General features: G+C 69.0%; 21 protein-coding genes. 5 read left to right on the forward strand and 16 right to left on the reverse strand.

Annotated features, from left to right (window positions below; translation table 11 throughout):
- Nucleotides 1–72: 72 nt before the first annotated feature.
- From AC5DRG_RS02560 to AC5DRG_RS02605, 10 genes are all read right to left on the reverse strand, one after another.
- Nucleotides 73–921, reverse strand: a complete 849-nt coding sequence (locus AC5DRG_RS02560) for an NAD(P)-dependent oxidoreductase (protein WP_491807712.1) — start codon at nucleotides 919–921, stop codon at nucleotides 73–75.
- Entirely contained in the window at nucleotides 921–1,466 is a 546-nt protein-coding gene (locus AC5DRG_RS02565; RefSeq protein ID WP_491807713.1) for a DoxX family protein, read from the reverse strand. Before AC5DRG_RS02565 ends, AC5DRG_RS02560 begins: the two co-directional genes overlap by 1 nt.
- Nucleotides 1,463–2,374 (reverse strand): alpha/beta fold hydrolase, encoded by a 912-nt coding sequence (locus tag AC5DRG_RS02570; RefSeq protein WP_491807714.1) that lies wholly within the window; start codon nucleotides 2,372–2,374, stop codon nucleotides 1,463–1,465. Before AC5DRG_RS02570 ends, AC5DRG_RS02565 begins: the two co-directional genes overlap by 4 nt.
- Nucleotides 2,371–4,026: a thiolase C-terminal domain-containing protein gene (locus AC5DRG_RS02575; RefSeq protein WP_491807715.1), complete on the reverse strand. Its 1,656-nt coding sequence runs from the start codon at nucleotides 4,024–4,026 to the stop codon at nucleotides 2,371–2,373. Before AC5DRG_RS02575 ends, AC5DRG_RS02570 begins: the two co-directional genes overlap by 4 nt.
- Nucleotides 4,023–5,393, reverse strand: a complete 1,371-nt coding sequence (locus AC5DRG_RS02580) for a cytochrome P450 (RefSeq protein ID WP_491807716.1) — start codon at nucleotides 5,391–5,393, stop codon at nucleotides 4,023–4,025. The genes AC5DRG_RS02575 and AC5DRG_RS02580 overlap by 4 nt, the downstream gene beginning before the upstream one ends.
- A gap of 32 nt (nucleotides 5,394–5,425) precedes the next feature.
- The gene (locus tag AC5DRG_RS02585; RefSeq protein ID WP_491807718.1) at nucleotides 5,426–5,617 is read right to left on the reverse strand and encodes a ferredoxin; all 192 of its coding nucleotides are present in this window, start codon (nucleotides 5,615–5,617) and stop codon (nucleotides 5,426–5,428) included.
- A 71-nt stretch (nucleotides 5,618–5,688) separates the two neighbouring features.
- Nucleotides 5,689–7,053 (reverse strand): ABC transporter substrate-binding protein, encoded by a 1,365-nt coding sequence (locus AC5DRG_RS02590; RefSeq protein WP_491807720.1) that lies wholly within the window; start codon nucleotides 7,051–7,053, stop codon nucleotides 5,689–5,691.
- Nucleotides 7,054–7,107: 54 nt separating this feature from the next.
- Nucleotides 7,108–8,313: a CaiB/BaiF CoA transferase family protein gene (locus AC5DRG_RS02595; protein ID WP_491807722.1), complete on the reverse strand. Its 1,206-nt coding sequence runs from the start codon at nucleotides 8,311–8,313 to the stop codon at nucleotides 7,108–7,110.
- Nucleotides 8,310–9,749, reverse strand: coding sequence for an aldehyde dehydrogenase family protein (locus AC5DRG_RS02600; protein ID WP_491807723.1), 1,440 nt, complete (start codon nucleotides 9,747–9,749; stop codon nucleotides 8,310–8,312). The genes AC5DRG_RS02595 and AC5DRG_RS02600 overlap by 4 nt, the downstream gene beginning before the upstream one ends.
- Nucleotides 9,746–10,477 carry an SDR family oxidoreductase gene (locus tag AC5DRG_RS02605; RefSeq protein ID WP_491807724.1) on the reverse strand — a complete coding sequence of 244 codons (732 nt, stop codon included), beginning with the start codon at nucleotides 10,475–10,477 and terminating at the stop codon, nucleotides 9,746–9,748. The genes AC5DRG_RS02600 and AC5DRG_RS02605 overlap by 4 nt, the downstream gene beginning before the upstream one ends.
- 236 nt (nucleotides 10,478–10,713) lie before the next feature.
- Here AC5DRG_RS02605 and AC5DRG_RS02610 point away from each other — a divergent pair, with 236 nt between their 5' ends.
- The 5 genes from AC5DRG_RS02610 to AC5DRG_RS02630 are packed head-to-tail and all read left to right on the forward strand — an operon-like array spanning nucleotide 10,714 to nucleotide 14,818.
- Complete coding sequence (locus tag AC5DRG_RS02610; protein ID WP_491807726.1) at nucleotides 10,714–11,418, forward strand: SDR family NAD(P)-dependent oxidoreductase; 705 nt, start codon at nucleotides 10,714–10,716, stop codon at nucleotides 11,416–11,418.
- Nucleotides 11,415–12,017 (forward strand): carboxymuconolactone decarboxylase family protein, encoded by a 603-nt coding sequence (locus tag AC5DRG_RS02615; protein ID WP_491807728.1) that lies wholly within the window; start codon nucleotides 11,415–11,417, stop codon nucleotides 12,015–12,017. The genes AC5DRG_RS02610 and AC5DRG_RS02615 overlap by 4 nt, the downstream gene beginning before the upstream one ends.
- Nucleotides 12,018–12,021: 4 nt before the next feature.
- A complete protein-coding gene (locus AC5DRG_RS02620; protein WP_491807729.1) occupies nucleotides 12,022–13,287 on the forward strand; it encodes an aromatic ring-hydroxylating oxygenase subunit alpha in 1,266 nt (421 codons plus the stop codon).
- Nucleotides 13,274–13,594, forward strand: coding sequence for a hypothetical protein (locus tag AC5DRG_RS02625; RefSeq protein ID WP_491807730.1), 321 nt, complete (start codon nucleotides 13,274–13,276; stop codon nucleotides 13,592–13,594). Before AC5DRG_RS02620 ends, AC5DRG_RS02625 begins: the two co-directional genes overlap by 14 nt.
- A 6-nt stretch (nucleotides 13,595–13,600) precedes the next feature.
- Nucleotides 13,601–14,818: a metal-dependent hydrolase family protein gene (locus AC5DRG_RS02630; RefSeq protein ID WP_491807731.1), complete on the forward strand. Its 1,218-nt coding sequence runs from the start codon at nucleotides 13,601–13,603 to the stop codon at nucleotides 14,816–14,818.
- A 3-nt stretch (nucleotides 14,819–14,821) separates the two neighbouring features.
- Here the strand turns inward: AC5DRG_RS02630 and AC5DRG_RS02635 are convergent, their stop codons facing one another.
- Genes AC5DRG_RS02635 through AC5DRG_RS02660 form a run of 6 tightly spaced genes read right to left on the reverse strand, consistent with a single transcriptional unit; the run spans nucleotide 14,822 to nucleotide 20,875 of the window.
- On the reverse strand, nucleotides 14,822–15,613 hold the full coding sequence (locus tag AC5DRG_RS02635) for an enoyl-CoA hydratase (protein ID WP_491807732.1): 792 nt from the start codon (nucleotides 15,611–15,613) through the stop codon (nucleotides 14,822–14,824).
- A gap of 41 nt (nucleotides 15,614–15,654) precedes the next feature.
- Nucleotides 15,655–16,803, reverse strand: a complete 1,149-nt coding sequence (locus tag AC5DRG_RS02640) for an acyl-CoA dehydrogenase family protein (RefSeq protein ID WP_491807733.1) — start codon at nucleotides 16,801–16,803, stop codon at nucleotides 15,655–15,657.
- Entirely contained in the window at nucleotides 16,800–17,651 is an 852-nt protein-coding gene (locus AC5DRG_RS02645; RefSeq protein ID WP_491807734.1) for an acyl-CoA dehydrogenase family protein, read from the reverse strand. Before AC5DRG_RS02645 ends, AC5DRG_RS02640 begins: the two co-directional genes overlap by 4 nt.
- Nucleotides 17,641–18,582 (reverse strand): NADPH:quinone oxidoreductase family protein, encoded by a 942-nt coding sequence (locus tag AC5DRG_RS02650; RefSeq protein ID WP_491807735.1) that lies wholly within the window; start codon nucleotides 18,580–18,582, stop codon nucleotides 17,641–17,643. The genes AC5DRG_RS02645 and AC5DRG_RS02650 overlap by 11 nt, the downstream gene beginning before the upstream one ends.
- Entirely contained in the window at nucleotides 18,579–19,601 is a 1,023-nt protein-coding gene (locus AC5DRG_RS02655; protein ID WP_491807736.1) for a phosphotransferase family protein, read from the reverse strand. Before AC5DRG_RS02655 ends, AC5DRG_RS02650 begins: the two co-directional genes overlap by 4 nt.
- Complete coding sequence (locus tag AC5DRG_RS02660) at nucleotides 19,598–20,875, reverse strand: acyl-CoA dehydrogenase family protein (RefSeq protein WP_491807737.1); 1,278 nt, start codon at nucleotides 20,873–20,875, stop codon at nucleotides 19,598–19,600. The genes AC5DRG_RS02655 and AC5DRG_RS02660 overlap by 4 nt, the downstream gene beginning before the upstream one ends.
- Nucleotides 20,876–20,929: the final 54 nt, after the last annotated feature.

Below are 20,929 nucleotides of genomic sequence, written 5' to 3' on the forward strand. Positions count from 1 at the left end.
CCTGTACCGCTCCCTTCGGAGGAACACAACGAACGAGGGAAATAGCGTTCTTGACCTCAGCAAATCCGATTCTCACCCAGGGAAGGGCGCCGCGGGAGACGGCTGGCGCACCTGGTTCATCAGGGCGAGAGCCTCGTCGGCCGCGGCCAGCACCGTTCCCGTGGAGGCGTCCGCCGTCTCGGCGAGGTCGGCCAGCAGCCTGACGTCCTTGTGGAGCAGGGGTCCGGCGTGGGCCGCGAAGCGGTCGAGCGTGCCGCCGGCCGCCTTGACCCGCTCCAACGCGAAGCTCGATCCGCTGCCGTGGGTGAGGGCCGAAGCGAGGGCGGTGTGGTCGATGCCCAGGTCTCGCCCCAGGGCCAGGGTGTTCGCCGCGGTCGCGAGATTCGCGGTGAACAGAAGGTTGTTGAGGATCTTGGCGACCTGCCCGGAGCCGAGCGGGCCCATGTGCACCACGGGGTCGGCGAACGCCTCGAACACCCGGCGGCAGTAGGCGACCGTGCCGGCTTCACCGCCGGCCATCAACAGCAGGCGTCCCTCCGCCGCCGCTACGGCCCCACCGCTGACCGGTGCGTCGATCACCGAGACCCGGTGAACCCGGGCGCGTTCGGCGAGGCGGCGGCAGGTGTCGGGGTGGACGGTGCTGTGCACGGCGATGACCCCGCCCTGCCGCAGACCGGTCAGCACGCCCTGTTCGCCCGTGACGACCTGTTCGACATCGGCGTCGTCGACGACGCACACGCACACCAGATCGCTGGCGGCGGCCAGTTCGGAGGGGGACGCGGCCCGCTGCGCCGGGGTCCCGTCGAAGGGGGCGAGCGAGGCCGGGCGGCGGGCCCAGAGGGTGGTCGTGAAGCCCGCGTCGATGATGCGGCGGGCTATGGGCGCACCCTGACTGCCCAGACCTATGAATCCGACTCGCATCAACGGGCCTCCTGCTCGGCCGATTCGGGCACGGGCGACGCCTCGGCCGTCGTCGGCTGTGGGCGCCAGAACACGCCGAGCAGTCCCGCCGTCGCCGCCACGGCCACGCCGAGCGCGAGGCCGCCGCCGGCCCACCCGGTGACGTCGATGCCGCTCGCGTCGTCAACGGACAGCCGCCCGGGGCCCAGTGCGGCCAGCGCCAGTGCGGTCACCGCGAGCGTGAGGACGTACTCGTAGCCCTCCTTGAACACGAAGAAGCCGTTGGGGCGGTGGGCGAGAAGGCCCGCGACGAGCATCACGGAGATGACCGCAGCGCAGGCCAGCGGGGTGAACAGGCCGAGCACCAGCAGGACGCCCGCGCCGATCTCGGTGAGCACGCTCATCCAGGCCTGCAACTTCCCCTGGCGCAGGCCGAGTCCGCTGAACCAGCGGGCGGTGCCCTCGATCTTCCCGCCGCCGCGCCAGTGGTTGTAGCCGTGGGCGATCATGACGATGCCCAGCACCAGGCGCACCAGCAGCAGTGCAGCGTTGTCCGCGTTGTTCAACTCGCCCTCCCGGGCTGGTGTTGCGCGGAGGCAGAATCATCCTCTGCGCGGGTGAGAACGCACTCCTCTACAAACGAGAGTATCTTGAGGTGATACGCCATGGCCGTCAGTCCGATGCTCAAGTTGTGACCTCCGTCGGCCTGTTCGTCGACGACGACGCGGGGCGAGGCCGTGAACATCGACGCGATGTCGGCCAGTGCCGAGGGGCCGGACCGCCAGACCCGTTCGTGTTCGCCGAGGCTGTAGTGCACGGGGACGCGCACCTGGGCGGCGAGTCCCGGGAACACCTCCGGCCAACTCCTGGCCACGACACCCTCGTAGGCCGGTGACGGGGACGAGATACGGGCGCCGCCGACCACCTCCGCCGGATACAGGCGAGCGGGCTTCCACAGCAGGTCGCGCACCCCGTGGCCCGACCTTCTCGGCCAGGACTTGTCCCGCCGCCAGGCCCCCATGATGTCGACGGCGTCCGGGTGGTGGTGGCGCCCGGTGCCGGCCAACTCCACGCCCAGCAGGTCCCGCCCGCGCGCGTCGGCGGCCATGCGCAGGGCCAGTTCGCAGCCGATGGAGTGCGCAAGCACGAAGACGCCCGCCCCGCGCGGTCGCGAGGCGAGCAGCCGGTCCACCGCCGCGTAGGCGAGATCGACCCTCCGCTGGACGGTGGTGATCTGATCGGCGTACGCGTGTGAACTGCCGTATCCCGGACGGTCGATGGCCAGGACGGTGAAGCCGAGTGCCGCGCCGGTCCGCAGCAGGGACATGCGCGGCTGGTCGGGGTAGTCGAAGTACCCGCAGTGCGCGGCTCCGCCGTGCAGCGCCAGAACGACGGCACGCGGCTGCTGTGCTTCCCGCAAAAGCGCCGATACGGGGATGCCGTCGACGTCGACGACCCGCGCCACGCCGGTCATGCGTCCGACCTGAGCAGGAGCACCCCGCTGGGCGTCAGTCCGCCCGTGCTGGCCACGGCGACCCGTGCGCCCGGGACTTGCCGGGCCTCGGCCTCGCCGCGCAGCTGCGTGACCGCCTCGTGGATCAGCCCCAGTCCGTGGGTGCGGCCGTGGGAGAGCTGGCCGCCGTGGGTGTTGAGCGGCAGCGGGCCGTCCCGGGCGATGTTCTTGCCGCCGTCGAGGAAGTCCTTGGCCTCGCCGATGCCGCAGAAGCCCAACGCCTCCAGCCAGGAAAGGCAGTTGAAGGTGAAGCCGTCGTAGAGCTGGGCCACGTCGACGTCGCCGGGGCGCAGTGAGGTCCGGGTCCACAGGTGGGCGGCCTGTCCCATCACCTGGGGTTCGTGGGTGAGGGTGCTCTGGTCCCACTCCAGCCGTTCGAGGATCTGGGTGCCCACGGCCTCCACCAGGACGGGCGGCTTCGCGAGGTCGCGTGCGGTGTCCACGGCGGACACGACGACGGCGACGGCTCCGTCGCAGGGGACGTCACAGTCGTAGAGCCCGAAGGGGGTGGTGACCGGCCTGGCCTGGAGGTAGTCGTCCATCGTCATCGGGTCGCGGTAGATCGCTGTCGGATTGAGAGCGGCGTTCGCCCGCTGGTTGAGAGCGATCCAGCCGAGCGTCTCGCGGGTGGTTCCGTAGCGGTGGAAATGGCGTTGGGCGTTCTGCGCGAGGGTGTGCGCGGCGGAGGTCGCGCCGAACGGTTTCATCCAGCCGTCGAGGCGGTTCGACGCGCCCTGGCCGATCCTTCCCCGCTTGACCAGTTCGCCGTAGGAGGCCTCCCAGACCGTACGGAAGCACAGCACGTGCCGGGCCAGTCCCCCGGCGACCGCGAGCATCGCCGCGATGAGCGAGCCGCCGGGCCCGAACGTTTCTCCGCCGCCGTTGTACCAGGTGGGCCTCAGGCCCAGGGCGGACTCCAGTGCGGTGACGCCCCCTTCACCGAAGCCGCCGTACTGGCCGGCGCCCGGGTAGGACGCCAGGCCGTCGATGTCGTCGAGGGTCAGCCCGGCGTCGGCGACCGCCCGCTCGCAGGCCCGCACGGTCAGCGACAGCGGGGGGACCATGAGGCGGCGGCCGATCTCCGACATGCCGATGCCGCTGATGGCCACCTTGTCCTCGAACTTCGACGTCGTGGCCATCGGGCGTACGTGACGCGGCAGTTGGTCCAGGTCGTCGTACGGCAGTGCGGCCGGTGTCTCCGGCTGCTCGGCCGCCGGGCGGAACAGGGGCAGCCATACGTCGTCCAGCTGCTCGAAGACGACCTCCATCCGCATACCCAACCGGAGGTCTTCCGGGGCGCATTGGACGGCGTTGGTGGTGAGCCGGACCCGGGGGTCGTCCTCGATCGCGACCTGGGCCACGACGTACGGGGCGGGCAGACCGGGCAGGGCGAAGCGGTGGTTGACGGTGAAGCCGATCAGTGTGGCGAAACCGGAGACGGCCCGCACGCCCGTCTCGTGCCCCCGGCAGTACCGGCAGACCGGCTGCGGCGGATGGAGCAGGGCCCGGCAGGACCCGCACTCCTGGATGCGCAGCCGGCCGTCGGCGCCGGAGGTCCAGAAGAACTCGTTCTCCTCCGTGATCACCGGCAGGGGGCGCGATGAGAACGTCATGTGCCGATCCGTGCCTTCCCCTTCCGGACCGTGACCGGCTCGGCGAGACGTTGTTCGTCGCAGGCCTTCTGGAGGATGTCCAGGGTCTCGTCGAGCGAGGGGCCGAGCCGCTTGCCGGGGCTGAAGGTCGCCGGGAGGTGGCGCATTCCCTGGATGATGCCGATGGTTTCGTAGTGCACGGCGCCGTCGGGGTCGCAGTGGTAGTCGGGCATGCGGTCGAGTACGGCCGTCACCATCCGCTTGAAGACCGTGCGGGCGACGTTCGAGCCGATGCAGCGGTGGATGCCGAGGCCGAAGCTGCTGTGCCGGTTGCCCTTGCGTTCCAGGTCGACGCGGTCGGGGTCGTCGAAGACGGACGGGTCCCGGTTCGCCATCGCCCAGGACAGCCAGAGGCGTTCGCCCTCCTCGAAGCGCTGGCCGGCGATCTCGCAGTCGGCGGAGATCGTACGGCCGTCCCCCGGGGCGGGTGTGAAGTAGCGCAGGAACTCCTCGGTCGCCGAGTCCAGCAGCGCCCCCCGCTCGCGGCTGAGCCGGTCGCGCTCCCCGGGGTTCTGGGACAGCCACTCCAGCGCGTGCGCGGTGAGTGCCGTCGTGGTGTCGAAGCCGCCCCCGATGAGCAGGGCCAGCACCCCGAGCAACTCCATGTCGGGCGGGGTCTTTCCGTTGATCTCGGCGCGCACGAGCGCGTCGACCAGACCCGGCCTGGGCTTCTCACGGATCTCCTGGACCGCCGTCCACAGGGCGAGGCCCATGTTGCGGCCCAGCTCGGTGACCCGCTCCATGTCGGGCGAGTTGGGCGGGGTGTAGACCGAGGCGTGGGCGGGCTCGTTGTAGACCGTCCAGTCCTTGAGGGGGATGCCCATCATCGCCATGGTGAGGACGGCCGGGACGATGTTGGCGAGGTCGTCGACGAAGTCGATCCGCCCCTCCTCGATCTTCTCGTCCAGACAGGCGCGTACGACTTCGTCGACGAGCGGTATCCAACGGCTGACGGCCGCCGGGGAGAGATACGGGTTGAGTGTCTGGCGGTAGTGCCGTTGCTCGGGCGGGTCCATCTCCAGGAATCCGCCCTGGACTTCCGCCGCGCGGGGCGGCGAGGGGATGGTGATGCCCTTGTAGCCGCGCCTTTCTCCGTTGACGTCGTGGTCGTTGGAGAGGAACTCGGCGGACCGCGCCAGCTCGAAGACCTCGCGGTTGCCGCTGGCGACCCAGTGGCCGTCGTAGGTGTCCGTCCATGCGATGGGGCACTTGGCGTGCAGTTCGTGGGTGATCTCCTCGAACTGGTCGCGGTATTCGGGGGTGTGCCGGTCGAAGTGGACCCGGTGCTTCTTGCGGTCGTCGTCGCCGACCGTCTCGTCGGTGGTCATGGTGGGGGTTCCCCTGTCGTGGTGGCGGGCGTTCAGGAGAGGGAGATGGCCCGCTCGGGGCAGGACCTGACGGCCTCGACAACCTCCTCCTCCTGCTCGGGCGGCACATCGGCGTTGACGACCGAGGAGTGGCCGTCGATCTCGTCGAGTTCGAAGATCTCGGGGGCTCGCATGGCGCACAGGGTGTGGCCCTGGCACCGCTCCGGGTCGACTTGTACCTTCACGTTGTTTCCTCCTTTGCCATGAGCAGGGCTGCATCTGCCATCAGACAGGGCCCATTCCGCCTGGGGCAGGGCTACTTCAGGTCGGACATCGACTTGCCGACGTCGGCCAGGGTGAGCGGCTTGCCGTAGTCGCCCTGGTACTTGTAGACCGGCGCGTCGCAGCGGTAGGCACCGTCGGTGGGCTTGAAGTCGGCCGCGGTCCAGCCGGTCGGCGTGGCCTTGACGACGTTGAAGCACTTGACCGGCGCGGTCGGCGTGGACAGGTCCACCTGGGCCTGGAGTCCGCCGCCCACCCACTCGGTCTGCTTCTTGGCGTTGGCAAGGACACAGGTGCGGGTCAACTCGGCGCAGTCCGTGGCGGAGGTGGCGAACAGCAGCCAGGCGGAGAAGGCGTGCACCGCGGGCAGGGTGACCTGGGCGTCGGGGGCGTACTGCTTGAACAGGGCGAGGAGTTGCTCGGTCGCCGGGTTGTCGGCCGCCTGCTCCAGCGGGTAAGTGCCGCCGAGGTCCGCGAAGTTGGTCTGGCTGCTCAGCGAGGTGGCGGCGAGCTTGAGGAAGGCGGGGCCGTAGGCGTTGTTGTTGGCGTCGATCCAGTCGAGCTTGTAGTCGATGTTGGTGAGGGCCTGCTCCAGCTTGGACAGCTGGGTGAAGTCACCGAGGAAGATGAGGCCCTTGACCTTCTTCTGCTTGATGGACTGCGCGTACGGCGTCCAGTCGGAGACGCCTTGGGCCGGATACAGGTCCGAGTAGACGACCTTGGCGCCCTGCGCCTTGAGCGTTTCCGTGTCCTGGGCGGAGATGACCTTGGTGACGGGGACGTCACCGCTGATGATGCCGACGCTGTCGGCCGACGCCGGGAACGCCTCCTTCACCAGCCAGGAGTAGTAGCCCGCGTAGGGCGCGTACCCGGACGAGGCACCCTGGGTGAGGACCTGGAGGTCGGTCCCCAACTCCTGGGTGACCTGCGCGGGGAACTCCGGGAGCGTACAGGTCAGGCGGGTCTTGACGCCGAGGGCGTCCAGGGCCGAGCCGCCTCCGACGAGCATGAAGTCGTCGCGGCAGGCCTCGATCATCCGTGCGTTGACCTGCATCAGCGCGGAGTCGTGGGTGACGGGGACGATCTTGCGCCCGTTGATGCCGCCCGCGGCGTTGCACCAGGAGGTGAACACCTTGGCGGCGTTCACGAACTCGGGGTTCTTGGTGAAGCCGATGTCGCTGAAGACACCGACCTTGATCTCGCTGTCGGTGACGCCCTGGGTCTGCACGGTCTTCGGGGAGCCGGACGCGCAGACGTTCTTCAGGGTGCCGAAGTCCGCCTTCGCCGTGTCGGCGGCCTTGGCGTCGGTGGGGCTGCTGCTGTCGTCGGCTGTCCCCGAGCGGCCGGAACAGCCGGCCAGCACGAGCACGACGAACGCGGCGGTGAGCAGGCGTTTCATCGATCCTCCTTGATCGAGAATGGGTCCCGCCAACCGGGCCCCGCCCTACGTTGTTCAGGTGACCGCTCCCGCGGCCTTGAGCGCGATGATGCGGTCCCAGTCGAGGCCCAGTTCGGCGAGGATCTCCTCGGTCTGGGCGGCGAACTCGGGTGCGGGCCCGAGCTGTGGTGCCTGCACGTCGAACTGCACGGGGCTGGAGACCAGTTCGAGTTCTCCCGCCCGCAGGAGGTACTCGTTGGCCCGGATCTGTGGGTCGTCGCCGACCTGGAGCGAGGTCTGGACCGGGGCCCAGGGGCCGGCCAGGGTGGCGAAGCGTTCGGTCCACTCGGCGAGGGTGCGGCCGGCGATGACCTCCCGCAGGATCTTGACGGCGTGTTCGGTGTGGGCGGCGATCTGCTCGGCCGTCGCGAAGCGGGGGTCGTCGGCCAGTTCGGGGCGGTCGATGTGATGGCACAAGTCGGCCCAGAACTTGGCGGGTTGCATCATCACGAAGGCCAGGTGGTGGCCGTCGGCCGTGGCGTACAGCCCGGACAGCGGGTTGGTCGGCGAGCCGTGGGTGCCCACCGGGGGCGGTACCCACGGCCGGCCGAGGTGCAGGGACAGCGCAGTTGCGTGGCCCATCGCCCACAGGCCGCTGCCGAGCAGGGAGACGTCGACGACCGAGGGCTCGCCGGTGCGTTCGCGCTTGAGGAGGGCGGCCGCGATGCCGCCGGCGAGGTTGGTGCCGGAGATGGTGTCACCGTACGCGGGAGAGGGCGGGTTGATGATGCCGTCCGTGCCGGCCGGGGTGATGCTGGCGGCGGTGCCGGCGCGGGCCCAGAAGGCGGTCATGTCGTAACCGCCCTTGCCCGCCTCCGCTCCGCGCGGGCCGAACGCGCTTCCGCGTGCGTAGACGATGCGGGGGTTGACCTCGCGAATGTCGTTCACGTCGATGGCGAACCGCTCCCGGTGCCCCGGCAGGAAGCTGGTCAGGAACACGTCCGCGCGCCGCGCCAGTTCGTACAGCACCTCCCGGCCCTCGGGCTTGCCGATGTCGAGACCGAGGCTGCGCTTGCCGCGGTTGGCGTGCTCGACGTTGGGGTTGGGGTCGCCCTCGACGCGGAACGTGCCGGTCTGGCGCAGGCCGCGCTGCGGGTCGCCGGTGATGGCGTGCTCGACCTTGATGACGTCCGCTCCCCAGTCGGCGAGCACGGCTCCCGCCGACGGCACGAAGCCGTACATGGCGACTTCGAGGACCCGGATCCCTTCGAGCGGCCTCATGACCTGATCACCGCCGCGAACGCCTTGTGCTCCAGGAACTCCTCAAGACCGGCGACGCCGCTCTCCCGGCCGATGCCCGACTGCTTGTATCCGCCGAAGGGCACGTCGGCGGCGAAGTAGTTGCCGCCGTTGATGCTGAACGTGCCGGTGCGGATCCGGCGCGCCAGGGCGATCGCCCGCTCGTCGTCGCCGCTCTGGATGCCGCCGGACAGACCGAAGATCGAGTTGTTGGCGATGCGGACGGCGTCGTCATCGTCGTCGTACGCGATCACCGCGAGGACCGGTCCGAAGACCTCGTCCTGGGCGATCTCGCTGTCGGGGTCCACGCCGGTGAGGAGGGTCGGCGTGTAGAAGAAACCGGGGTCGACCTTCTTGCCGCCGGTGACCAGCGTCGCTCCGGCCTCGACGGCCCGCTGGACCATGGCGTCGACCTTGTCGCGCTGGCGTTCGCTGATGAGCGGTCCGGCGAAGGTCTTGGGGTTCGTGGGATCGCCGAGGGGGATGCGGGCGAGGCCGGCCGCGACCATGGCGACGATCTCGTCGTGATGCTGCCTCGGTACGAGCAGCCGGGTGGTGAGTGCGCAGCCCTGTCCCGAGTGGGAGCAGATGGTGCCGGCCGCGAACATGGCGGCGGTGGCGAAGTCGGCGTCGTCGAGGATGATCATGGCGGACTTGCCGCCGAGTTCCAGGAACACCTTCTTCACGGTGCGGCTCGCGGCCTCCATGATGCGGCGGCCGGTGGCGGTGGAGCCGGTGAAGGTGATCATGTCGACGTCGGGGTGGGTGGTGAGCGTCTCACCGACGTCGACGGCGGAGGAGGTCAGGATGTTGACCACGCCGGGCGGGATGTCCGTGTGCTCGGCGATCAGTTCGCCGAGGAACAGCGTGGTCAGTGGGGTGTCCGGGGCGCCCTTGAGGATCACCGTGCAGCCCGCGGCGAGCGCCGGGGAGAGCTTGGCCAGGGCGAGCTGGTTGGGGTAGTTGTAGGCGGTGATCGCGGTGACGACCCCGACGGCCTCCTTCTCCACCCAGCGGCGATGGCGCTGCCCGCGGCTCTCGGTCTCGCCGAGGTCCTCGGTCAGGGGGTACTTGCGCAGCAGGTCGGCGTAGTAGCGCACCAGCTTGACGGGGTCGTCGAGCTGGGGGCCGTAGGTGAGCATGCGGGGCGCGCCGACCTCGGCGATCGTCAGCTCGCGCAGCTCCTCCAGGTGGTCGGTGAGCGCCTGGTGGAGCTGGTCGAGGCAGCGGATGCGCAGTTGTACGTCAGTGGACCAGCCGGTGTTGTCGAAGGCGGTGCGGGCCGCGGCGACGGCGGCTTCGGCGTCGGCCGTCGTGGCGTCGGGGGCGTGGCCGTAGACCTCGCCGGTCGCGGGGTTGAGGGAGGGGAAGGTCCGCTCGGTCTCGACCAGTTGACCGTTGATGAGCAGGCGTTTCACAGCCGTACCACCTGTCCGCCGTCCACGCTGATGGTCTGCCCGGTCAGCCAGCCCGCGTCCTCGGAGAGCAGGAACAGCACGGTCGGCGTGAGGTCGCCCGGCGTGCCCATCCGCTTGAGGGCCAGGCCCTGGGTCATCCGCTCCTGGAACTCGACCGGTACGACGGTGCTGGTGGCCTCGGTGTCGGTGGGGCCGGGCGCGATGCCGTTGACCCGGATGCCCCGGCCGCCGAGTTCGGCGGCGAGGGAGGCGGTGAGGTGGTTGACGCCCATCTTGGCGAGTCCGTAGTAGCCGCTCGCCATGTAGGCGGCGGCGGAGGACTGGTTGACGATCGCGCTTCCCTCGGTCATGTGCGGGACGACGGCGCGCGTGCAGTACAGGGCGCCCATCAGGTTCACCTGGATGAAGCGGTTGAGGTAGTCGAGGGCGACGGTGGTGAGTCCCTCGCGCCGCATGCTGTGGTAGATCGCGGCGTTGTTGATCAGGTAGTCGATGCGGCCGAACGCGGCGACGGTGGCGGCGGCCAGCGCGTCGGCCGAGGCGGGGTCTCCGACGTCGACCCTGACGAAGAGCGCGGAGCCGAGGTCCTTGGCGACCCGCTGCCCCTGCTCCTCGTTGATGTCGGCGACCACGACCCGTGCTCCCTCGGCGGCCAGTGCCCGGGCGTAGTCCTCACCGATGCCCTGACCCGCTCCGGTGACGATCGCCACCTTGTCCTGGAACCGCATCCTGCCTCCTCGCTCGGATGGGCGGCTTGCCCCGCTGGAGCGGAAACTACATTCTCCCTATACGGGAATCAACCATCCGGAAGCGAGAATGTGATCCTGACGAACTACTGACAGACGCACGGGAGGCCGGCGAACACCCCCCGCCTGCGCAGCACTTCCGGAAGCACCGACAACGAGAATAGGCTTCTCGAATCCGGAAGGGAGATTTCCATGATCGAGACAAAGGGGGTCCCGGCATGAGGACAGCCCTCGTCACCGGCGGTGGCTCCGGCATCGGACGGGCCATCGCACAGCGCCTGGAGGCCGACGGTCTCCAGGTCGCCACCCTCGACCTCAACCCGTCCGAGGAGGGCTTCTCCCGCAAGGCCGACGTCTCGGACCGCGCCCAGGTCGACGAGGCACTGGCCGCCGTCCGGGAGCACCTCGGCCCGGTCACGGTTCTGGTCAACGCGGCCGGGATGGAGGGCTACAAGCGCTTCGGCAACCTCACCTTCGAGGCCTGGCAGCGGGTCATCGACGTCAATCTCAACGGCGTCTTCCACTGCGTCCAGGCCGTCCTGCCGGACATGGTCGACGCCGGCTGGGGCCGGATCGTCAACATCTCCTCCTCCAGCGCGCACTCGGGCCAGCCGTTCATGACGCACTATGTCGCCGCCAAGTCGGCGGTCAACGGGCTGACCAAGTCGCTGGCCCTGGAGCTGGGTCCGCACGGCATCACCGTCAACGCCGTTCCGCCCGGCTTCATCGACACCCCCATGCTGCGCCGCTCGGAGGAGCGAAACCTGCTCGGCGGGACCATCGAGGAGCACATCCAGCGCACACCGGTACGCCGCGTCGGGCGCCCGGAGGACATCGCCGCCACCTGCTCGTTCCTGGCCTCGGAGGAGGCCGGTTACATCACGGGCCAGATCCTGGGCGTGAACGGCGGGCGGAACACGTGAGCGGGCCCGACGAGGGCGGGGCGACAACCGCCGGGCCCGGCCCCGCCGTCCGCATCTCCCCGGTGCCGTACGCCGAGTGGGACCACGACGTCTTCTCGGTGATCTCCTCCACCCGCAAGCTGCCGGAGGCCAACGTCCTGGGGATCTTCCAGCGGCATCCGGCCCTGGCGCGGGCGTTCCTGACGTTCAACATGCACCTCAACACCTCGACCCTGCCGGTGCGCGTCCGCGAGCTGGCCGTGCTGCGCGTGGCCTGGCGGCGGGGCAGCAAGTACGAGTGGGCCAGCCATGTGCTGATCGGCCGGAAGGCCGGGGTGACCGAGGAGGAGATCGAGGAGGTCCGCACCGGCGCCGACACACTGCTCAACCGGGCGGTGGACGAACTGGACGCCGACTCGGGCCTGTCGGACGCGACCTACGCGGCGCTCGCCGCCGACCTGAACGAGCACCAGCTCATGGACCTGGTCTTCACGATCGGCGCCTACACGATGCTCACCATGGCCCTCAACACCTTCGGCGTGGAACTCGATCCGGTGATCTCGGAAGAGAACTTCAGTTTCCCAAAACGAGAATGGTATTCTCACGATCGAGAGGGGTGATCCCATGCCACACTTCGCCAAGCCGGCGGCCGGGAGCTGGACCGAGAACTACCCCGAGCTGGGCACCAGCCCGGTCAACTACGAGGACTCCATCGACCCCGCGTACTACGAGGCGGAGAAGGAAGCGATCTTCAAGAGGACCTGGCTGAACGTCGGCCGGGTCGAGCAGGTGCCCAGGGTCGGCAGCTACTTCACCAAGGAGCTCGCAGTCGCCGACACCTCACTGGTGATCGTGCGGGGCAAGGACAGGGAGATCCGCGCCTTCCACAACGTCTGCCGGCACCGCGGCAACAAGCTCGTGTGGAACGACTACCCCGGCGAGGAAGTCAAGGGCACGTGCCGCCAGTTCACCTGCAAGTACCACGCCTGGCGCTACAGCCTCGACGGTGACCTCACCTTCGTCCAGCAGGAGAAGGAGTTCTTCGACCTGGACAAGGCGGACTACGGCCTCAAGCTGGTCCGCTGCGACGTCTGGGAGGGGTTCATCTTCGTCAACCTGGATCCCGGTGCCCAGCCGCTCAAGGAGTACCTCGGCGAGTTCGCCAAGGGCCTGGAGGGCTACCCCTTCCACGAGATGACCGAGGTCTTCACGTACAAGGCCGAGATCGGCAGCAACTGGAAGCTGTTCATCGACGCGTTCGCGGAGTTCTACCACGCACCCGTCCTGCACATGAAGCAGGCCGTCAAGGACGAGGCGGACAAGCTCTTCAACGTCGGGTACGAGGCGCTGCACTACGAGATCCACTCCCCGCACTCGATGATCTCCTCCTGGGGAGGCATGTCGCCGCCCAAGGACCTGAGCATCGTCAAGCCCATCGAACGCGTGCTGCGCAGCGGCCTGTTCGGACCGTGGGAGGCGCCCGACATCGAGGGCCTCGACAACCTGCCGACGGGACTCAACCCGGGCCGGCACCGGGCGTGGGGCAACGATTCGTTCGAGTTCTTCCCCAACATGACCCTGCTGATCTGGAAGCCCGGCTGGTATCTGACATACCACTACTGGCCGACGGCGGTCGACAAGCACCTCTTCGAGGCCAACCTCTACTTCGTGCCCGCCAAGACGGCACGCGAGCGGCTGAAGCAGGAGCTCGCGGCGGTGACGTTCAAGGAGTACGCCCTCCAGGACGGCAACACGCTGGAGGCCACCCAGACGATGCTCAAGAGCCGGGTCGTCACCGACTTCCCGCTCTGCGACCAGGAGTTGCTGCTGCGCCATCTGCACAAGACGGTCGCCGACTACGTCAAGGAGCACACCGATGCTGCCCAGTGAGTTCGCCGTGCTCGAACCGTTCACCGAGTGGGTCCTGGAGACCGAGCGCGAGCGGTACGCCAAGCGCCTGGCCAGCTCCATGGAGGACATGCAGGCCTTCTACGACGCCGCGTTCCCGCTCCTGGACCAGGCCTCCGACCATCTCGACAAGTTCGCGCTGGACGAACTGCCCGAGCAGGAGCGCAACCTGCTGCTCATGATGTTCTCCCTGGTGAACGTGTCGTTCCCGGTCGAGGTCTGGAAGCAGGCGCGGGTCCCCGACAGCGGGGCCGCCCACATGGACCTCGTCGTCGAGCCCAAGGTCTGACGGGTCGTGCTCACGCTCAAGGCGGCGCGTGTACTGCACGTGGAAACGGGCGAGTTGGTGGAGCCGGGCCTGGTCACGGTCGAGGGCGACCGCATCGTGCGCCGCGCGGCCAGGGGCGAGGGCGAGATTCTCGATCTCGGTGATGTCACTCTCCTGCCCGGCCTCATGGACATGGAGGTCAACCTTCTGATGGGCGGCCGGGGAGAGACGCTCGCGCTCTCCCCCGTCCAGGACGATCCCCCGCTGCGTATGCTCCGCGCGGTGGGAAACGCCCGGCGGACCCTGCGCGCGGGGTTCACCACGGTCAGGAACCTCGGCCTGTTCGTGAAGACGGGCGGCTATCTGCTGGACGTGGCACTCGCCAAGGCCATCGACGCCGGCTGGATCGACGGCCCGCGGGTCATTCCGGCAGGACACGCCATCACACCGACAGGCGGCCATCTGGACCCCACGATGTTCGCGGCGTACGCCCCCGGGATCATGCCTCTCTCCCTGGAGGAGGGCATCGCCAACGGTGTCGACGAGGTGCGCAAGGCCGTCCGCTACCAGATCAAGCACGGGGCACGGCTCATCAAAGTCTGCGCGTCCGGGGGTGTCATGTCCCACACCGGCACCCCCGGTGCGCAGCACTACTCCGACGAGGAACTGCGGGCCATCGTCGACGAGGCACACCGACGCGGGCTGAAGGTGGCGGCCCACACCCATGGGGCCGATGCCGTCCGCTCGGCCGTGGAAGCGGGCATCGACTGCATCGAGCACGGCTTCCTGCTGGACGACGACACGATCACGCTGATGGCGGAGCGCGGCACCTACCTGGTGCCGACCACCGCTCTCATCGAGGGGATGGACATCTCGCAGGCCGCCCCCGCACTGCGCGAGAAGGCCGCCGAGATCTTCCCCCGGGCGAAGACCGTGGTGGCCAGGGCCGGCAAGGCGGGTGTCCGCATGGCCCTGGGCACCGACGCGCCGGCGATTCCGCACGGGCGCGGTGCCCAGGAGCTGATCGCCCTGGTCGACCGGGGGATGACTCCCCTGGAGGCGCTCCAGGCCGCGACCGTCAACGCGGCGGAGCTCATCGGCGTCGACGACCGCGGCCGGATCACCGAGGGACTGCTCGCCGATCTGGTCGCGGTGCCCGGCAATCCGCTGGAGGACGTCTCCGTCACCGCCGACGTCCGGTTCGTGATGAAGGGAGGGAAGGTCTTCCGCAGCGAGCGGCCATGACGCTCACTCGCTCTTGATGTGGGTCTTCATGTCCTCCAACTGCGTGAGAATCGGGTAGCCGCTGACGCTCAGCGCGTTCCCGTGACCCGTCTCGTGGATGTCGAACACCGACTGGATCGCGGCATAGAAGCCCTGTACGTCGAGGCTCTGGTTGACCGCCCGCTTGGCCTGCCGCAGTCCGAAGGAGGGCATCCGAGCGATCTGCCGGGCCAACTCCAGCGCTTCGGCGTCGAGTTGGTCCAGCGGGACGACCCGGTTGACCATCCCGACCTTCTCCGCCTCCTCGGCCGTGACGGCCCGGCCGGTGAAGAGAATCTCCTTCGCCTTGCGCGCTCCCAGCTCCCAGGTGTGGCCGTGGTACTCCACTCCCCCGATGCCCATGTGCACGACCGGGTCGGAGAACTCCGCGTTCTCGGCCGCGACGATCAGGTCGCACGGCCAGCACAGCATGAGCCCGCCCGCGATGCACTTGCCCTGCACGGCTGCGATCGACGGCTTCGGCACATTGCGCCAGCGCAGGGTGTACTCCAGATAGCGGCGCGCCTCGGCGCTGTAGATCCACTCCAGGGTGATCTCGCTGGGCGCCGGCCAGCGGTCCTTGAGATCGTGGCCGGCCGAGAAGTGCTTGCCGTTGCCCCGCAGGAGAATGACCTTGACGTCCTCGTCGGCCGCGGCCCGCTTCCAGGCCTCGTCCAAGGCGTCGAGCAGCACCGCGTTCTGCGCGTTGGCGACCTCCGGCCGGTTCAGCGAGATGACCGCGACGCGGTCCTCGACCTCGTACAGGATCTCGTCCATGCGTGCGTCCTCCGTATGAATCTGAGCGGCTCTGTGCGGCTTTATCGGGGCAGGCCGAGGATGCGCTCGGCGATGATGTTGCGCTGGATCTCGGAGGTGCCGCCGGCGATCGTCCCGCCGAAGCTACGGGCGTACCGCTCGAACCAACTGGCGGTGAACGTCTGCAGGTTCATGTGGGTGTACGGACCCGTCTGCGCCGGATGCAGCAGGGACTCCGCCCCGTGCTGTTCGAGGGCGTGCAGTTCGGCACTCTGCGCGGCCTCGGAGCCGAACAGCTTGAGCACCGAGATCTCCACCGGGTTCCGGTCGGGCCCCAGCAGCCGGTAGCCGAGCAACCGCAGTGCCTGTACGTCCATTTGGAGCGTCGCGTACCACTCCTCGTCGCAGGCCGCGTCCTGGATCAGGCCGTCCATCCGTTCGGCGTAGTGCACCCACAGCAGGGTCCGTTCGTGCCCGAGCGAGCCGTTGGCCACGCGCCAGCCCTCGTTGAGGGGGCCGACGAGGTTCTCCTTCGGGACGCGGACGTCGGTGAAGAACACCTCGTTGAAGTCGAGGTCGTCGGGCGCGGCGATCGACCCGAACGGCCGCCGGACCAGTCCCTCGGAGTCGGTGGGAACGAGCAGGACGCTGATCCCCTTGTGCTTGGGTGCCTCGGGGTCGGTGCGGACGAACGTGAGCAGGACGTCGGCGTCATGGGCGCCCGAGGTCCACACCTTCTGCCCGTTGACGACGAAGTGGTCACCTTCGAGAACCGCGCGCGTGCGCAGTCCGGCGAGGTCGGACCCGGCTCCGGGTTCGCTCATACCGAGCGACGCGGTGATCTCGGCCCGCAGCAGCGGCAGGGCCCACTTCCGCTTCTGTTCCTCGGTGCCGAAGGTCAGCAGCGAGGCCGCGATGATGTTGAGGCCCTGCGGGTTGAAGCTGTGGTAGATCCGCCGCCGGGACAACTCCTCCAGATGAGCGACGACTTGGGGCAGGGTCGCGTTGCGGCCGCCGTACTCGGGCGGCTGGGCTGGCAGCAGCCAGCCCTCGTCGAAGAGCTTGCGCTGCCAGCGCCGGGCCCAGTCCGGCATGTCCGAGCTGGACTTGGAGCGGACCGTGGCCTCTTCGGCGGTGGGCAGGTGGGCGTCGAGGAAGGCGTTGAAATCGGCGCGGAACTTCTCGACCTCGGGGTCGGGGGCCAGCCTCATACCAACAGCGCCTTCCTGTGCTCGGACGCCGTACCGAGGAGCAGGTCCCCGGCCTTGGCCCGCTTGAGATGGATCTGCAGTTCGTTCTCCCAGGTGTAGCCCATGGCCCCGAAGAGCTGGAATCCGTGTCGGAAGCACACCCGTTGGCAGTCCCCGGCGGCGGCCTTGGCCATCGCGGCGGCGCGGGCGCGGCGCGGGTCGTCCTCGGCGATGGTGAGCGCGGAGAAGTAGGCGAGCACCTTGGCGCGTTCGATGGCGACGTACATGTCGGCGGCCTTGTGCTTGACGGCCTGGAAGGAGCCGATGGGCACACCGAACTGGTGCCGCTGCTTCACATGAGCCACGACCAGGTCGAGGATGCGCCTACAACTGCCGACCGTGGTGACCGCCAGGCCCATCAGGGCCAGGTCCGGTACGCCGGCGGCCAGGTCCGGCACGTCCACCCGGGCGACATGCAGGGTCGGGTCGAACACGGACAGCCGCTCGGCCGCCAGCTCCTTGCCGTCCCGTACGACGACGCCGTCGGCGGTGAGCAGCGCGATCTCGTCCGCCCGGTCCGCGTCGAGGACGAACCGTCCCGATCCGTCGAAGACGCCGGTACCCGAGCCAAGCGGCAGCCGCCCGGCCAGGGGCGCGAACCAGGTGGCCGTGGCGAGGAACGGCGTCGGATCGGCGACGTACCCCAACTCCTCCAGGACGATGGCCAGTTCCACGGGCGGGGCTTCCAGCCAGCCCAACTCCAGGTACATGGCCCAGAGTTGTTCCTCGGGCTGCGAGCGTGACTTCGTGACCGTCTCGCGGACCATGCGTCGCAGGAGCCGCTGGTCCTCGTCGAACTCAAACTCCACTGACGACCTCCAGAAGGACCTTGCCCATGGCGTGGCGGCCCGACGTCAGAGCGGCCGCCACGTCGTCGAGGGGATACACGGCGTGGATACGAGGGTGGATCGCGCCCTCGGCGAAGAGCTGATGGAGTTCGGCGCGGGCGGCGGTGAGCCGCTCGCGGTCGTTGCGGGCCCAGCCGCCGAAGTCGAAGCCGTGGATCGTGACGCCTTTGAGCATCGCGAGATTGAGCGGGATGCTCGGCACCTCGCCGCTCGCGAACCCCACGCTGACGAATCGGCCGCCCCAGCGCAGTCGGCGCAGTGCCTGCTCGGAGTGCGGGCCGCCGACCGGGTCGATGACGACGTCGACTCCGCCCGCCTGCTGGAGACTTCGCTTCAGGCCGTCGTAGGGGATCGCGGTGTGTGCGCCCTGTTTGACGCAGACCGCGCGTTTGTCCTCGGTGGAGGCGACGGCGATGACCTCCGTGCCGAACAGTGCCCCTAGTTCGACGGCCGCGAGTCCGACGCCGCCGGCCGCCCCGAGCACCGCGACCCGCTCCCCCGCGCGGACACCGGCGACCAGCCGCAAGGCGTTGAAGGCCGTGGCGTGGCTGACACCGAACGCGGCCGCCCGCTGGATCGGGATGCCCTCGGGGATCCGGTGGACGCTGGTGGCCGGGACCGCGACGCGCTCGGCGAAGGCGCCGATGAACGCCGAGCCGAAGACGCGCTCGCCCCGCTCGAAACCGTGCCCCGGTTCCGCGACGACGCCCGCGAACTCGCTTCCCGGGGTGAAGGGGAGCTCGGCCTTCATCTGGTAGGCCCCGTCGATCACCAGCACGTCGGCGAAGTTCACCGCGGCGTAGTGGACGTCGACGAGCACCTCTCCCCGCGGGTCGGGTATCTCCTCGACGCTCACCGGGCCGCCGACTGCGTGGCAGCGTGCCGCTCTCATAGCCGGGTCGTCGTGGTCAGCTCGGCCGCCCTGACGGCCATGTCCAGGACCACGTCCCCGTAGTGGGCCATCTTCGGGTTGCCGGCATCGCCGTTCACGACCCGTGCGTATCCGCCTTCCAGGACGATGGCCATCTTGAAGCGGGCCAGGATGACGTAGTAGTCGATCTCGCTCACGTCCCGGCCGCTCACCTTGGAATAGTGCTCCAGCAGGTCGGCACGGTCCGGCATGCCGGTGTAGTCGACGTAGCCGCGCTGGGTGCGGTCCTCGTCGGCGTCCGGCCAGCCCATGATCACCCAGGCGAGGTCGAGGAGCGGGTCGCCGACCGTGGCCATCTCGAAGTCGACCAGTGCGGCGAGACGGGCGGGGCCGCCGTGGTGGAACATCACATTCGCGAACTGGTAGTCGCCGTGGATGATCCCGGGCTGCCAGTGGCTCGGCCGGTGGGTGCGCAGCCAGGCGGCGGCCGTCTGGAGGCCGGGTATCTCGCGGAACTCGAACTTGGCGAGGTGGGCGAGCCAGCGGTCCACCTGGCGGTCGTGGAAACCGTCCGGCCTCCCGAACCCCTCAAGGCCGCGCGCCCGCCAGTCCACGTTTCCCAGGCGCGCGATGCCCTCCACCAACTGGTAGGCCAGGCCCGCGCGTTGGGCGAGGTCGGTGCGGAACGGCTCGGGCCAGCCATCGGAGTTCATCGGCGACCAGCCGTCGACATGGTCCATCAGGTAGAAGCAGGAACCGAGCACCTCGGTGTCGTCGCAGACGGCGATGGCCTCGGGATGCGGCACGTCGGTCCCGCTCAGCGCCTTCAGCACGCGGTACTCGCGCAGCATCGTCTCGTTGCGGCCCGGCGGGACCTTCTGGGGCGGCTTGCGCAGCACCATCCGCCGCTCGCCGCGCCGGATTCCGAAGATGTCGTTGGACGTGCCGCCGGAGATGTACGACGCGTCGACGGGTTCGCCGGCGGCGATGCCCTGTCCGTCCAGCCAGCGGGCGAGCGCTTCAGTGTCGAGGGAGTTCACAGGCTCTCCAACTGCTTGCGGGCCCATTCGCGGCGGGTGGGCAGGTGCTGGGTGGGCCATAGGCCCGGTGCGGCCTCGTAGCCGCGCAGGACGTCGCGGGCGACCGTCACCTTGTGGACCTCCGTCGGTCCGTCGACGACCGCCATGACGGCGGCGCCGTTCCACATGTCCGCGAAGGGCATCTCGTTGGACACGCCCAGGGCGCCGTGCAGGTGCATCGAGCGGTAGGCGATGTCGTGCAGCACCTTGGGCGTGAGGAACTTGATGGCGGCGATGTCCTTACGGACCCGCTTGTAGTCCTGGTACTGGTCGATCTGCCAAGCCGTGTGGAGGACGAACAGGCGGAACTGGGTGAGCTGCGCGTAGGAGTCGGCCAGGTCCGCCTGGACGAGCTGCTTGTCGGCCAGCCGGCTGCCCTGGGTCTCCCTCGACAGAGCGCGCTCGGCCATCATGTCGATCGCCCGCCGGCACTGTCCGACGACCCGCATCGCGTGGTGGACTCGTCCACCGCCCAGCCGGGTCTGTGCGATCACGAACGCCTGGCCCTCGCCGCCGAGCAGCGCGTCACCGGGGACCCGGACACCGTCGTACTCGATGAGCGCGTGCATGCCCTCGTCCGGCGCCTCGCCCATCAGTCCGAGGTGGCGCTCCATGCGGATGCCGGGGGTGTCGCTGGGGACGAGGAACATCGACATGCCCTGGTACGGGCTGACGTCCGGGTCGGTCACCGCCATGACGATCACGAAGCGTGAGGTGCGGGCGTTGGAGGAGAAGAACTTGCGGCCCGAGATGACCCAGTCGTCGCCGTCGCGCACCGCGCGTGTGGTGAACATCTTCGGGTCGGCCCCGGCCTGCGGCTCGGTCATCGAGAAGCAGGAGAAGCACTCGCCCTCCAGCAGCGGCTTCAGATAGCGCTGTTTCTGCTCCTCGGTGCCGTAGCGCGCGATGATCTCGGCGTTCCCGGTGTCGGGTGCGGCCGTGCCGAAGATGACGGGGGCCCAACTCGACTCGCCCAGGATCTCGTTGATGAGCGCGAGCTTGACCTGTCCGAAGCCGCGTCCGCCGAGTTCGGGGCCGAGGTGCGGGGCCCAGAGTCCCTCGTCGCGGACCTGTTGCTTCAACTTCCTGACGACAGGGCCCAGTTCGTCGTCGAGCGGATGGAAGGCCCGGTCCGGATAGAGAAGGTCGAGCGGCTCGACGCGCTCGGCGCGAAACCGCCTGATCCACTCCAGCTTCTCCTCGAACTCCGGCTCGGTGGAAAAGTCCCATGCCATGTCGAGCGGTCCTCCCTCGGGGAGCGTGAATGGCTTCCGTCGCCGCCTGCGAGA

The sequence above is a fragment of the Streptomyces sp. JLBG701 genome (assembly GCF_058544905.1).

What these genes read in the sequence shown, in the direction of transcription:
- AC5DRG_RS02560 (WP_491807712.1), bottom strand. Translation starts at nt 921, where the DNA reads ATGCGAGTCGGATTCATAGGTCTGGGCAGTCAGGGTGCGCCCATAGCC.
- AC5DRG_RS02570 (WP_491807714.1), bottom strand. Translation starts at nt 2,374, where the DNA reads ATGACCGGCGTGGCGCGGGTCGTCGACGTCGACGGCATCCCCGTATCG.
- AC5DRG_RS02575 (WP_491807715.1), bottom strand. Translation starts at nt 4,026, where the DNA reads ATGACGTTCTCATCGCGCCCCCTGCCGGTGATCACGGAGGAGAACGAG.
- AC5DRG_RS02580 (WP_491807716.1), bottom strand. Translation starts at nt 5,393, where the DNA reads ATGACCACCGACGAGACGGTCGGCGACGACGACCGCAAGAAGCACCGG.
- AC5DRG_RS02590 (WP_491807720.1), bottom strand. Translation starts at nt 7,053, where the DNA reads ATGAAACGCCTGCTCACCGCCGCGTTCGTCGTGCTCGTGCTGGCCGGC.
- AC5DRG_RS02595 (WP_491807722.1), bottom strand. Translation starts at nt 8,313, where the DNA reads ATGAGGCCGCTCGAAGGGATCCGGGTCCTCGAAGTCGCCATGTACGGC.
- AC5DRG_RS02605 (WP_491807724.1), bottom strand. Translation starts at nt 10,477, where the DNA reads ATGCGGTTCCAGGACAAGGTGGCGATCGTCACCGGAGCGGGTCAGGGC.
- AC5DRG_RS02610 (WP_491807726.1), top strand. Translation starts at nt 10,714, where the DNA reads ATGAGGACAGCCCTCGTCACCGGCGGTGGCTCCGGCATCGGACGGGCC.
- AC5DRG_RS02620 (WP_491807729.1), top strand. Translation starts at nt 12,022, where the DNA reads ATGCCACACTTCGCCAAGCCGGCGGCCGGGAGCTGGACCGAGAACTAC.
- AC5DRG_RS02625 (WP_491807730.1), top strand. Translation starts at nt 13,274, where the DNA reads ATGCTGCCCAGTGAGTTCGCCGTGCTCGAACCGTTCACCGAGTGGGTC.
- AC5DRG_RS02635 (WP_491807732.1), bottom strand. Translation starts at nt 15,613, where the DNA reads ATGGACGAGATCCTGTACGAGGTCGAGGACCGCGTCGCGGTCATCTCG.
- AC5DRG_RS02640 (WP_491807733.1), bottom strand. Translation starts at nt 16,803, where the DNA reads ATGAGGCTGGCCCCCGACCCCGAGGTCGAGAAGTTCCGCGCCGATTTC.
- AC5DRG_RS02650 (WP_491807735.1), bottom strand. Translation starts at nt 18,582, where the DNA reads ATGAGAGCGGCACGCTGCCACGCAGTCGGCGGCCCGGTGAGCGTCGAG.
- AC5DRG_RS02660 (WP_491807737.1), bottom strand. Translation starts at nt 20,875, where the DNA reads ATGGCATGGGACTTTTCCACCGAGCCGGAGTTCGAGGAGAAGCTGGAG.